Source organism: Rhizobium azibense, from assembly GCF_004342325.1.
Classification (GTDB): Bacteria; Pseudomonadota; Alphaproteobacteria; order Rhizobiales; family Rhizobiaceae; genus Rhizobium; species Rhizobium etli_B.
In genome coordinates this window covers 69,646-81,229 of record NZ_SMBJ01000014.1, presented here as the reverse complement: position 1 = coordinate 81,229, position 11,584 = coordinate 69,646, and the positions used below count along the sequence as shown (strand labels likewise).

The 11,584-nt window shown below is 59.6% G+C and carries 12 protein-coding genes and 1 tRNA gene; 8 read left to right on the top strand and 5 right to left on the bottom strand.

Annotated features, from left to right (window positions below; translation table 11 throughout):
* Positions 1-2: 2 nt before the first annotated feature.
* Positions 3-1,280 (top strand): GNAT family N-acetyltransferase, encoded by a 1,278-nt coding sequence (locus EV130_RS28635; RefSeq protein ID WP_074062664.1) that lies wholly within the window; start codon positions 3-5, stop codon positions 1,278-1,280.
* On the opposite strand, the gene EV130_RS28630 is transcribed toward EV130_RS28635, so the two are convergent.
* A complete protein-coding gene (locus tag EV130_RS28630; protein WP_132662384.1) occupies positions 1,255-2,910 on the bottom strand; it encodes an AMP-binding protein in 1,656 nt (551 codons plus the stop codon). The genes EV130_RS28635 and EV130_RS28630 overlap by 26 nt on opposite strands.
* A 209-nt stretch (positions 2,911-3,119) precedes the next feature.
* Between EV130_RS28630 and EV130_RS28625 the strand changes: the two genes are divergently transcribed.
* The gene (locus EV130_RS28625; RefSeq protein ID WP_132662382.1) at positions 3,120-4,097 is read left to right on the top strand and encodes an aldo/keto reductase; all 978 of its coding nucleotides are present in this window, start codon (positions 3,120-3,122) and stop codon (positions 4,095-4,097) included.
* A gap of 25 nt (positions 4,098-4,122) precedes the next feature.
* Here EV130_RS28625 and EV130_RS28620 read toward each other — a convergent pair whose 3' ends face one another.
* Positions 4,123-4,707: a TetR/AcrR family transcriptional regulator gene (locus tag EV130_RS28620; RefSeq protein ID WP_132662380.1), complete on the bottom strand. Its 585-nt coding sequence runs from the start codon at positions 4,705-4,707 to the stop codon at positions 4,123-4,125.
* A gap of 122 nt (positions 4,708-4,829) precedes the next feature.
* Here EV130_RS28620 and EV130_RS28615 point away from each other — a divergent pair, with 122 nt between their 5' ends.
* Both EV130_RS28615 and EV130_RS28610 read left to right on the top strand, forming a co-directional pair.
* Positions 4,830-6,125 (top strand): MFS transporter, encoded by a 1,296-nt coding sequence (locus tag EV130_RS28615; protein ID WP_132662378.1) that lies wholly within the window; start codon positions 4,830-4,832, stop codon positions 6,123-6,125.
* A 123-nt stretch (positions 6,126-6,248) separates the two neighbouring features.
* Positions 6,249-6,333, top strand: a tRNA-Leu gene (locus EV130_RS28610).
* Positions 6,334-6,737: 404 nt separating this feature from the next.
* On the opposite strand, the gene EV130_RS28605 is transcribed toward EV130_RS28610, so the two are convergent.
* The gene (locus EV130_RS28605; RefSeq protein WP_132553906.1) at positions 6,738-7,361 is read right to left on the bottom strand and encodes a DUF1643 domain-containing protein; all 624 of its coding nucleotides are present in this window, start codon (positions 7,359-7,361) and stop codon (positions 6,738-6,740) included.
* 35 nt (positions 7,362-7,396) lie between these two features.
* Between EV130_RS28605 and EV130_RS28600 the strand changes: the two genes are divergently transcribed.
* On the top strand, positions 7,397-7,639 hold the full coding sequence (locus EV130_RS28600; protein ID WP_132662376.1) for a hypothetical protein: 243 nt from the start codon (positions 7,397-7,399) through the stop codon (positions 7,637-7,639).
* A 113-nt stretch (positions 7,640-7,752) separates the two neighbouring features.
* Positions 7,753-8,268, top strand: a complete 516-nt coding sequence (locus EV130_RS28595; RefSeq protein WP_081377124.1) for a hypothetical protein — start codon at positions 7,753-7,755, stop codon at positions 8,266-8,268.
* Between the two features lie 56 nt (positions 8,269-8,324).
* On the opposite strand, the gene EV130_RS28590 is transcribed toward EV130_RS28595, so the two are convergent.
* The gene (locus tag EV130_RS28590; protein ID WP_074062671.1) at positions 8,325-8,531 is read right to left on the bottom strand and encodes a hypothetical protein; all 207 of its coding nucleotides are present in this window, start codon (positions 8,529-8,531) and stop codon (positions 8,325-8,327) included.
* A 207-nt stretch (positions 8,532-8,738) separates the two neighbouring features.
* Here EV130_RS28590 and EV130_RS28585 point away from each other — a divergent pair, with 207 nt between their 5' ends.
* Entirely contained in the window at positions 8,739-10,505 is a 1,767-nt protein-coding gene (locus EV130_RS28585; protein WP_074063353.1) for a cation:proton antiporter domain-containing protein, read from the top strand.
* Here the strand turns inward: EV130_RS28585 and EV130_RS28580 are convergent.
* The gene (locus tag EV130_RS28580; RefSeq protein ID WP_074063354.1) at positions 10,475-10,774 is read right to left on the bottom strand and encodes a hypothetical protein; all 300 of its coding nucleotides are present in this window, start codon (positions 10,772-10,774) and stop codon (positions 10,475-10,477) included. The genes EV130_RS28585 and EV130_RS28580 overlap by 31 nt on opposite strands.
* Positions 10,775-10,972: 198 nt before the next feature.
* Here EV130_RS28580 and EV130_RS28575 point away from each other — a divergent pair, with 198 nt between their 5' ends.
* Positions 10,973-11,563 carry a YqaA family protein gene (locus EV130_RS28575; protein ID WP_074062672.1) on the top strand — a complete coding sequence of 197 codons (591 nt, stop codon included), beginning with the start codon at positions 10,973-10,975 and terminating at the stop codon, positions 11,561-11,563.
* The last annotated feature ends 21 nt before the right edge of the window (positions 11,564-11,584 follow it).

Below are 11,584 nucleotides of genomic sequence, written 5' to 3'. Positions count from 1 at the left end.
TTATGGTGCGTGTCCCACCCGTCACCGAAAGCACCGATACCAATGCCAATCGCATGGTTCACGAGCTCGCCTCGATAAACTTCGACCTGCCGCAGGCCGAAGCGCGCGTGGAGATCGGACGTCCGGGCCGGGAGCTCTGCCTCTATCCGGGCAGGCTCGGCTATGAATTGCAGGACGAACTGGATTTCCTTTCGAACCGTGCAATGGAGCCGAATGTTTTCTTCACCGGCCGCTTCCTCGCGCCCGCCATGCCGCGGCTTGAAGACCGGAAAGTGAATTTCGCATTGATCCGCGATGAGAACGGCCGGCGCAGCCGCTTGCGTTTGCTGATGCCTTTTTCTATCGAAAGACCCGGCTTTGCCGTCGGCCCCTCGATCATCCGTGCATGGTCGAACAGCTTCGCGCCGCTCGGCACACCCCTGGTGGATGCCGAAGATGCGGCCGAGACGCTGGACAATCTCTTTGAAGGCTTGACGGCGCGCGATCTGAACCTTCCCGCAACGCTGGTGTTGCCGGATATTCGCCTGAACGGCATCTTTGCCCGGATGGCAAAGGCGGTCGCGCTGGGCCGAAACCTGCCGGTCATGGTCACCAATCCATCAAAGCGGCCGATGCTGCAAAGCGATGACGACGCCATGGCCTATCTTGGCCGTATCATCTCTTCTTCGCACAAACGGGAAATGCGCCGCCAATGGCGGCAGCTCGAAGAGCTCGGTACAGCTGTCTATGTCGTCGCGCGCCAGCCCCGCGATATACATGCACGGTTCGAGGAGTTCCTGGCAATGGAAGCCGGCGGCTGGAAGGGCAAGAAACGTAGCGCGCTGGCAACCGACCGATACCATACGGCCTTCGCCCGCGAAGCCGTCTCGAACCTTGCGGCGATCGACGCTGTGCGCATTCACACGATCGACCTGAACGGCAAGGCAATTGCGGCAACAGTCGTGCTGATGATGGGCGGCGAGGCCTATACTTGGAAGACGGCCTACGACGAGGCCTATGCCCGCTATTCTCCGGGCAAGCTGCTGATGGCCGAACTGACGGAGTGGCATCTCGACGATGCTAATATCGTGCGTTCAGATTCCTGCGCGGTCCCGGACCATCCCATCATGAGCCGCTTTTGGCAGGAGCGCGAGGAAATGGGAACGCTGGTGATCGGCCTTGCACAGAACGGCGACCGCGATGTCCGGCAGGCCGCCGCTCAGTTGCATATGTATCGCAGCACCCGCAATATGGCGAAGATGCTGCGCGAGAAGATCATATCGCTCGCGCGGCGGGGCTAGGCCCCGGCCCCTCGCCGGCCGCCCTTTCACGCAGAAGTCTGCGGATGACCTTGCCGGTCGTCGTCAGCGGCAGCGCGTCCACGAATTCTACCTCGCGCGGATATTCGTGCATCGAAAGCCGCATCTTCACCCAATCGCGGATTTCCGCGCCGAGCGCATCGCTGGGCGTGCGGCCGGGTGAAAGCACGATATAGGCCTTGACGATCTCGGTGCGCACCGGATCCGGCTTGCCGACGACGGCAGCGAGCTGCACGGCCGGGTGACCGCACAGGCAGTCCTCGATTTCGGCAGGGCCGATGCGATAGCCTGACGAGGTTATGACATCATCATCCCGGCCTTCGAATGTGACATAGCCCTCTTCATCCTGACGACCGAGATCGCCGGTCAGCAGCCAGCCTTTGATGAACTTCTTCCTGGTTGCCTCGCCGTCGTTCCAATAGCCGAGGAACATAACCGGATCGGGCGCCTTGATTGCGATCTGGCCTGTCTTGCCGGGCGACACTTCATCGCCGCTCTCGTCGATGATGGCAACCCGGTGACCGGGCACCGCGCGGCCGATCGCACCGGCCTTCGTGACACCATAGCCTGCACTGGAGGAGAGTACGAAATTGCACTCAGTCTGGCCATAAAACTCATTGACGGTGATGCCGAACGCCTGGCGCGCCCATTCATAGGTTTCTCGACCAAGCGCTTCACCGGCGGAGCCGATAGTACGCAGATTGAGATCGTATTTCGCGCGGGGATCACTGATCGATTTCAGCAGGCGGAGCGCTGTCGGCGGAATGAAGGCATTGCGCACCTTCATCTCGGCCATGATGCGATAGGCCATGTCGGCATCGAATTTCTGGGCCGGAGAGGAAACGACAGGAACGCCAAGCAGGAGGCTTGGCAGCAGCGCATTCAAAAGCCCGCCCGCCCAGGCCCAGTCGGACGGCGTCCAGACCTTGTCTCCTGGCTGGGCAAAACTTTCATGCGCAAATTGCATACCGGGTATGTGGCCCGCTAGAACGCGATGGCCGTGCAAGGCGCCCTTCGGAGGCCCCGTCGTGCCTGATGTGAAGATCATCAACGCCGGATCTTCCGGCCTTGTCGCAGCAACGTCGAAAAGCGGCGGATGCGCCTCGACGAGCGCTCCGAAAGCAAGCGCTTGGCCGCCATCGGTGCTGACGACCGTCCTGAGTTCGGGCAGGTTTTCGCGGATCTTGTTTACCCGCTCTAGCCCGAACGTGTTGGTGACGATCGCAGCCGCGCCTGACGTTTTCAGCCGGTATTCCAGCGCCTCGACACCAAAGAGCAGCGCGAGCGGCAGCGCAATTGCACCGATCTTGTAGATCGCCACATGGGCGATCGCCGTCTCGAAACACTGAGGCAGAAGCAACGCGACGCGATCGCCGCGACGAACGCCAAGTGCCGTCAATGCATTGGCAAACGATGAAGAACGCTCCGCCAGCGCACCGTAGGTCATCGACGAATGACGGCCGTCCGGACTGAAATGTTCGAGGCAGATGCGTTCGGGCGCCTGCGCCGCCCATTCGTCGCTGACGGCCCGGCCGATGTTGAAATCTTCCGGAATCTCCCACGAAAAATCGCGATAAAGACCATCATAGCGATCGCGGGCGGGAAGTTTCATACTTAAAATCCAGTGAATGCTGCACCAGCTAACACCTTGTGGCGGTGGAGTGCAAGTTTGCTCGACCCCATGTTTCCAAGCTCCACCTCATGATCCCACGGATGCCTCTGGAATTTTTCTTTGGCCGGGATTGCTGACAATCCCACCGATTGCGCCCTACATCAGCCGAAGGTGCCTCGGGGGGTCGAGATTCATTTACGGAGTCAATCATGGACTATGTCAAATTCGGAGGCACTGGCCTCGAAGTTTCGAGGATCTGCCTCGGCTGCATGAGCTTTGGCGATCCGGGCCGTGGCAATCACGCCTGGACGCTCGGCGAGAAGGAAAGCCTGGCGATCATCAGGCAGGCGATCGATCTTGGCATCAATTTCCTGGACACCGCGAATACCTATTCCGACGGCTCGTCGGAGGAAATGGTCGGACGGGCGATCAAGGAATTGAAGCGCGAGGATATCGTACTTGCGACCAAGGTCTTCAACCGCATGCGACCCGGTCCGAACGGCGCTGGTCTTTCCCGCAAAGCGATCTTCGACGAGATCGACAACAGCCTGCGCCGGCTCGGCACCGATTACGTCGACCTCTTCCAGATCCATCGCTTCGACTACACGACGCCGATCGAGGAAACCTTGGAGGCGCTGCACGACGTCGTGAAGGCCGGCAAGGCGCGCTATATCGGCGCCTCATCCATGTACGCTTGGCAATTCGCAAAGATGCTCTACACCTCGCGGCTGAACGGCTGGACTCAATTCGTGAGCATGCAGGACCATGTCAATCTTCTCTATCGCGAGGAGGAGCGCGAGATGCTGCCTTTCTGCGAGGACCAGAAGATCGCCGTCATTCCATGGAGCCCGCTTGCGCGCGGCCGCCTGGCGCGCGACTGGGACGAAAAGACCGCCCGCACTGAAACCGACGAATTCGGCAAGACACTCTACAGGCAGGCCCAGGATGCCGACCGCAAAATCATCGATACGGTCGGCCGGTTGGCGAAGACACATGAGGTCTCCAGGGCCCAGATCGCCACGGCTTGGATCTTGCAGAAGAGCGCGGTGACCGCACCGATCATTGGCGCCTCAAAGCCGCATCATCTTTCGGACGCGGTCGGGGCACTGGCTGTCAAGCTCACCGCCGATGACGTCGCCGCTCTCGAAGAGCCTTATGTTCCGCATCACGTGGAAGGCTTCAAATAGGCCAGATACGTACCTGCGGGCGCACTCAGGCGCTGACAAAATTGGCCGGTGACAGCTTTTCCCGCATCGTCGAGAGGAACTGACCGGCCAATTCGCGATTTTCGACCGCGCGCGCCAGACTGACGGCCCCCATCATTGAAGAGAGCGTCGTAAAGCCATTCTTGCGGCGCTCCTCGGGCGTCTCTCCTGGAGCGATCTCCGCCAGGATATCGACAAGCGTGGATAGCCCGTCGTTAAAGGTTTCCCGCACCGCACCGCTGCTGCGGCTCACCTCTTCCATCAGCGCCACGAAGACACAGCTCGAGCCCGGATTGTCGACGGACAACCAGGAAACATAGTGGTCGAGAAGCGCATCCAGGGGGCGATCCGGTGCGTCGGCGATAAGTGCCTTCCACCGCACTTCCACCTTGGCAATCAGCGCCCGGCTGACCTCCAGCTGCAGCTCTTCCTTTGACTGGAAGTGCCCATAGAAGCCTCCATGCGTCAGTCCGCAGGCTTTCATGATATCGGCGACCCCCACCCCGTCAAACCCGTTTTCGCGGAACATCACGCCCGCGACTTCCAGAATCTTCTGGCGGTGTTCTGCAAATTTTTCGCGACTGACGCGCATGACCGGCTCCGAAAATAGTCCCTTGACAAATTATATGACGCCCATCATCAATACGCAAGAAACATGATGATCATCATCTAAATCGGTGATGCATCCATCATTCCCACGAATGGAACTTGCCCATGGTTTCCACTGTGCTTGCCTCGACCCTTGCACGCCGCAACATCCATTACGGGTGGATCGTTGTCGCCGCGACTTTCCTGACCATGCTGGTCACCGCCGGCGCCATGGGCGCGCCGGGCGTGCTCATCAAGCCGCTGCAGGACGAGTTCGGCTGGGAAACGTCGCAGATCTCCTCCGCACTTGCGATCCGCCTTGTTCTCTTCGGCCTGATGGGTCCCTTCGCAGCGGCCTTCATGAACTATTTCGGTGTGCGCAAGGTCATTGTCTTTGCGCTTGCGCTGATCGGCGTAGGCTTCGTCGGCTCGCTTTTCATGACATCGCTTTGGCAGCTTCTGATGCTCTGGGGCATCGTCGTCGGTTTCGGCACTGGCTTGACGGCCATGGTTCTTGCAGCGACCATATCTGCGCGCTGGTTCACGAAGCACCGTGGCCTCGTCGTCGGGATGCTTTCGGCAAGCTCGGCCACCGGTCAGCTCGTTTTCCTGCCGCTAATGGCGGAACTAACGGAACGCTACGGCTGGCGCTCCACGGTCTTCTTCGTCTGCGCGATGATCATGGTTGCAGCCCTCGCCGTGCTTGCCTTCATGCGCGATCGGCCCTCGGACTTAAACTTGCCCTCGCTCGGCGAAGCTCACGTCACGCCGCCGCCGGCACGCGGAACGCTTGTCGGCGCGCTGAAGACGCCGGTGACGATCCTGAAAGAGATCTCCGGAACTTCGACCTTCTGGATCTTGTTCGCCACCTTCTTTATCTGCGGCCTCAGCACCAACGGCCTGATCCAGACTCACTTCGTGACACTTTGCGGCGACTTTGGCATCCTGCCTGTCGCGGCGGCCAGCGTTCTAGCCGTAATGGGTATCTTCGATTTCTTCGGCACGATCGGCTCCGGCTGGTTGTCGGACCGCTTCGACAACCGATGGCTGCTCTTCTGGTATTACGGTCTTCGCGGGCTCTCCTTGCTTTTCCTGCCCTTCAGCGATTTCAGCTTCTACGGTCTTTCGATCTTCGCGATCTTCTACGGCCTCGACTGGATCGCCACCGTTCCTCCGACCGTCAAGATCGCTGCCGACCGCTTCGGCCGGGAAAAGGCCGGTCTGGTCTTCGGCTGGGTCTTTGCCGGCCATCAGCTGGGCGCGGCAACCGCTGCTTATGGCGCCGGCCTTTCACGGACCGAACTGTCGAGCTACCTGCCGGCCTTCTTCGTTGCCGGCGCCTTCTGCCTGCTCGCCTCGATCCTCGCGATCACGTTGAAGAAGTCCGGCTTGAGAGAATCGGCACCGGCTACCGCACACTGATTGCAAAGGGGTTTACGACGGAACATCGAGCCGGAAGCCGTATCAAATCAGCCTGATAAGCCCGCCCGCCGTCTTGCGCGGTCGCAGGTCGCATGGTAGACACCCGGCTCGTTGGTATCGGTTGCCCCATTGGCGGAATTGGTAGACGCGCTCGACTCAAAATCGAGTTTCGAAAGAAGTGCTGGTTCGACCCCGGCATGGGGCACCACCGACGCAAAACGACCCTCATCATTCGTATAGGCCGTCGTCTGGCGGTTGTCGTCTCAGTCAACGGCGCCAGTCTTGAAGTTTGGCCTGGGCGCACCAGTCACCAGTCCGTTGCCGAGATCGTTTGAGCACAGCGTCATGTTGCCGATGTCGTCTGCGTGGATCGTCTTCCTGAAGAACCGGGAGGATTGGCGAATCCGCAACGACCTGCTTCATCTCAGTTTCCCGCTCTCCGTCCTCCGGGATCAGCGATCTGCAATTTCTCGATCAAGGGGCTCGATCTCGGCGGCGATGCGGGCTGGAGCGCGCACGAGGTCGCGGTCGGCTGCGCCCTCCTCAATCGCATGTTGGCATGTGCGCCCGAATTCCGTCCATCGCATGACACCCACCGCATAGACGATAGCATCAAAGACTACGTCCGAAAAATCCCCGATTCGTGCACCAATGCTGTGACGCAGCCTTCCTTGCGGGCCGGAACATGACCGGCTGCTGGTTCCGAGCGATGCGATGGAGGCCACGTGCCATCGGGTGTTTCGGAAATCCGTCCTTCGTCAGCCCGAGACAGATAAGGTCGACGCACTGGTGGCGGGCGCGGGCGCAGAACCAGTCCTGTCCATCTTCCCAATCGTTCACATTTGTGTGGTGCGCGCCATTGGCGCCCCATGCGGCAAGAACCGGCGTGTTCTGCGAGCGGGCGAGCGTCAAGGCGGCATCGATGAACTGGGCGTTCTTCGGGCCGCGCGGATCGTGCCACGACATCATCACGATCGGGCTCGACGAGCGGAAGGCGAAGAGGTTGACGACCAGCAGGCCGCCATAGCTCCACACCCTACCAAAATCGATCAGCGCGCGGATCGTTGGATCATCGTTGTCGGCATCGGCCGTCGAAGGGTTCAGCATGCAGGTGACGAGCAGCGGCCCGCCCTTGTCCCACACACGCGTCAGCTCGTAGCGAAATCGGCCGCAATCGGAAATGACGGCGGCCTTTTCGATTTGACAGATGCTGCCCTCGAGTCCGAGCTGCGACATGCCGCCCAATCCTTCCGAGAAGTCGATGGAAGACGTTGCGCCATGCCGACGGCGTCGACCATCATTGCCGACTTGACTTCGCCGACCAGGCCAATGAGGTCAAAGATGCGGCCTTCGCCGACAATGATCTCCACTTCGTCGACAATCAGATGCTCAAGAGCGGCGAAAACGAATCATCCATTATATCCCTGGCTGAGTTGGCCGGTGCACTCCTCAAGCGGTCGGAGCTGCGAGCAACTCAACCAATGAGATTGTTCTTGTCGACCTTTTCATTCTGATGATCTAGCGTTTGGGAATACCTAATCCGCTGGCATCAAAAGTCTATGATCAAAAGGCGCCCCTTCAGCTTTCTCCTGCTTCTTGTCCTTCCGGTTGCTTCTTATGCAGCCGATTGCCCTTCAGCCAAGAGTGCAAAAAACGGTTTCTTATTGAGGAATTCGGACGCGATAAGCGAATTCCGGCCGGCACAAGGACCTGTGGTCGCAAAAAGCAATTCGTTCGGAAGTTCGAAGCAGACGGTCTATTCGCATCAGGGCTTTTCGATCTGTCTCGCTCCAGCAGCGATGAGCGTTACGCCATCTTTCCACAAGATGGCTTGGGCAAGCTTCTGCCCATCAAGAAGGAAGGACATCACGTGATCCCCTTCGTCCCCCTCGATCCTCAACAATCCAGCGACAAGTGGACGCTGGAGCTGTCGGTAACCAAACGCGAGACAGTTGCAGTCGGCCGGTGCAAATACGAGGTTTTCAGGATCAGGGAGGAAACCAAAAGAGGCGGCGAGCGGGTTGAGCTGTCGAGCGCTCTTTACTCCCCTGACCTGCATGCGACCCTCGCCAAGATCTACGGCGAGGGCACAAGCGAGGAATCCATCGTCAGTCACGATTATATCCAGTCCTTATCGCGCTGACTGAAGTCGATGCGGCAGAGGTTGCGGTTGCGAAAAGACCTGCAAGACGCGCTACCCTACTGGATCAGCTGAATTCTGATCTCCTCCTTAGCAGCGAAGGAGCGGCATTCGTCCAGGTCGTCGCCGACGAAGATCACATCGCCTTCGGAATCGAACAGACCCCAGCAGGCTTCGTCCTCCAGAAATACCTCCCGGACATATCCGAATTCGACGGCTCCGAAAGACCGATCGGACGCGACATCAACAGCTTCTATTTCTCGCATGGATATCTCCAATGAGACAGCGTTTCCTGTTTTAGTGTGCGCTTATATTGATCTCCGAAACTGACGCCAAACTGGTGTCGCGGCGAGAATGCCCCAATCTCGCTGGAGCTCAGCATTTGCCGGTGATTTGGAAACTCAAATCAAGTATTTAATTTCACTCACACTTCGGTCAAAGTGACGGTCGCCAACGAATATCAAGGGACGGATGTGCATCAGGAAGTAACGCTTATTGCGACAGTCGCCGTCAGCTTCGTCTTTGCAGCGGTGCTCGGATATATCGCCGACAGGCTGCGGCTGCCGCCGCTGGTTGGCTATCTCGTGGCAGGCATACTGATGGGACCGTTCACGCCTGGCTTCGTCGCCGATACAGGGCTTGCCGGACAGTTGGCGGAAATGGGCGTCATCCTGCTGATGTTCGGCGTCGGGCTGCATTTTTCAGCCCTTGACCTGCTTGCCGTGCGCGGTATCGCCGTGCCGGGCGCGATCATCCGGATCATCATCGCCACGCTGCTCGGCATTGGCCTTGCGAAATGGTGGGGCTGGGGGCTCGGCGCCGGGATCGTCTTCGGCCTCAGCCTGTCGGTGGCAAGCACCGTCGTGCTGCTGAAGGTCCTGGAGGAACGAAACCTGCTGAATTCGGCCAGCGGCCGCGTCGCGGTCGGCTGGCTGATCGTCGAAGACCTGGCGATGGTTCTGGCGCTGGTCTTGCTGCCTGCGCTTGCGGAATTGCTCGGCGGCCACGCCGCCAGCGATGCTGCACAGGGCACTGGGCTGCCGCTTTCTCTGGCGATTGCGCTCACTCTGCTGAAGGTCGGCGCCTTTGCGGGCATGGCGATCTTTGTCGGCCCGAAGATTGTTCCCTGGCTCCTGACGCTCGTCGCCCGGACCGGCTCGCGCGAACTCTTCACATTGACGGTCCTTGCCATTGCGCTCGGCATCGCTTTCGGCTCCGCCGAGATCTTCGGCGTTTCCTTCGCACTCGGCGCTTTCTTCGCGGGCGTCGTGATGAGCGAGTCCAATCTCAGCCACCGGGCCGCTGCCGATTCTTTGCCGCTTCAGAACGCCTTTTCAGTCCTGTTCTTCGTGTCGGTCGGCATGCTGTTCGATCCGTCGATCCTGGTCCGCCAGCCGATGGCCGTCATCAGCGCACTGATGTTGATCATCGTCGGAAAGGCGATCATCTCCTTTCTGATCGTCATCCTGCTTCGCTATCCGGTCGGAATGGCGTTGACCGTCGCGGGCGGGTTGGCGCAGATCGGCGAGTTTTCCTTCATTCTTGCCGGTCTCGGCGTTTCCCTCGGATTGCTGCCGAATGACGGGCAGGATATCATCCTTGCGTCCGCGATCATTTCGATCACGCTCAATCCGCTCGTCTGCGTCGGCGCTGAGGCGCTGCACACCTATGTGCACGCCCGATGGCCGGTGCTCAGCAATCATTATGGCCGCCGCCGGCATGAGGCGCTCGCACGCGAGCTTGAAAAGATCAGGGCACTTTCCGAAGCGCGGGAGCGCCAGCATCAGTTGGAGATGCAGCAACTGATCGAGACTTTCCCGCTTTTCGCCAAGGTCGATGAGCACTCGCAGGAAGAACTGCTTCTTCTCTTCCGCCCCAAATCGGCGCTTCCGGGCGAACGCGTGATGCGTAAGGGTGACCGCGGAGACGGCATGTATTTTCTTTCGTCCGGAGCCGTGGAAGTCCGTCTGCCAAGCGGCGCCGTCCGCCTCGAGCCGGGTGCGTTTTTCGGAGAAATGGCTCTGCTGAGCGGCGGGCGACGGACTGCCGATGTCATAGCCATCGATTTCTGCCAATTCCTGGTGCTGGAACGCCGCGACTTCAACATGTTCACCGCCCGCCACCCGGCGCTAAGGGCCGCCGTCAGCGAAATGGCACGAGAGCGCTCGCACATGAACGCCCTGAACGCAAAGCGCAAGGAACAGCCGGATCAACGCGAAGTGTCGGCGGAAGGCCAATAGGCATCGGCGGAGAAGTCATGGGGGATCGGATCGAGCCGCGACAGCGTCTCGGCCGCAAAATCGAGCTGCAGCTTCAGATATCTGAGCGCTTCGGGCGCAGGAACGCCCGTTGCAGCCTCTCTCACACAAGACGAATGATAGCCGCTTTCCCGAAGCCGCCTGAGGGCTTCGCGCCGCACATCCTCGCGGCTCGGCCTTCGACCTGAAGCTACTGTTTCGCGCCCATCGGCCGTTTCGCCGAGCCCGCCCTCAATCACCCTCAATTTCATTCTTAGCCACCTGCAAAACCGATCGGAAGCCAGCTTGCAGAAGATTTGCCGATTCGCAATCTCGCGAAGATCGGGGAGCACAGCCGCTCCATGCATCACAAAAATTTTCGTGGCACGCTGGCATCATTGCCACACTAGGCATTTACAGCGCCAGACTGCCCCCCTAAAGCTTTTGCACCGCAGCACGAAAGGAATGGAATGCTCCGCAGACTTTACGACTGGACCATGTCTCTCGCCGCCCGCAGATCGGCCGAAGTCTGGCTCGCCGTTATCGCCTTCGTCGAAAGCTCCGTCTTTCTCGTCCCGGCCGATGTCCTTTTTCTTCCCATGGCACTCGCCAAGCCCGAGCGTTCATATCGATATGCGATCGTCGCCACGGTCGCCTCGGTTCTCGGCGGCATCGCCGGCTGGGCGCTCGGCTTTTATGCCTACGAGACCGTGGCGCGTCCGGTACTGGAATTCTACGGAAAGCTCGATGCCTTCGAGCAGATGAAATCTTACGTCACTTACGAGACGATCCTGCTTTTGCTGGTGACGTCGGGACTAGCGCACCTGCCGCCTATCAAGATCGTGACGATCCTGTCGGGGGTGATTCAGGTCAATATATGGCTGTTCGTCTTCTCGGCGATCGTCGCCCGCGGTGCGCGCTTCCTATTCCTGGCCTGGCTGCTTCGCCGCTACGGCGAGCCCATTCGCCATTTCATTGAAAAGCGCTTGGGGCATATCGTCAGCATCGGTGCAGTGGTCGCCATCGTGCTTTATATTGTCTACCGCTACCTTGCCCACTGAGCCAACCTTGCGGAGTTCCGC

Bases quoted from the DNA above. Each gene is read 5' to 3' on its own strand.
- EV130_RS28625 (WP_132662382.1), top strand. From the start codon at position 3,120: ATGGACTATGTCAAATTCGGAGGCACTGGCCTCGAAGTTTCGAGGATC.
- EV130_RS28620 (WP_132662380.1), bottom strand. From the start codon at position 4,707: ATGCGCGTCAGTCGCGAAAAATTTGCAGAACACCGCCAGAAGATTCTG.
- EV130_RS28580 (WP_074063354.1), bottom strand. From the start codon at position 10,774: ATGAAATTGAGGGTGATTGAGGGCGGGCTCGGCGAAACGGCCGATGGG.
- EV130_RS28635 (WP_074062664.1), top strand. From the start codon at position 3: ATGGTGCGTGTCCCACCCGTCACCGAAAGCACCGATACCAATGCCAAT.
- EV130_RS28615 (WP_132662378.1), top strand. From the start codon at position 4,830: ATGGTTTCCACTGTGCTTGCCTCGACCCTTGCACGCCGCAACATCCAT.
- EV130_RS28590 (WP_074062671.1), bottom strand. From the start codon at position 8,531: ATGCGAGAAATAGAAGCTGTTGATGTCGCGTCCGATCGGTCTTTCGGA.
- EV130_RS28575 (WP_074062672.1), top strand. From the start codon at position 10,973: ATGCTCCGCAGACTTTACGACTGGACCATGTCTCTCGCCGCCCGCAGA.
- EV130_RS28630 (WP_132662384.1), bottom strand. From the start codon at position 2,910: ATGAAACTTCCCGCCCGCGATCGCTATGATGGTCTTTATCGCGATTTT.
- EV130_RS28605 (WP_132553906.1), bottom strand. From the start codon at position 7,361: ATGTCGCAGCTCGGACTCGAGGGCAGCATCTGTCAAATCGAAAAGGCC.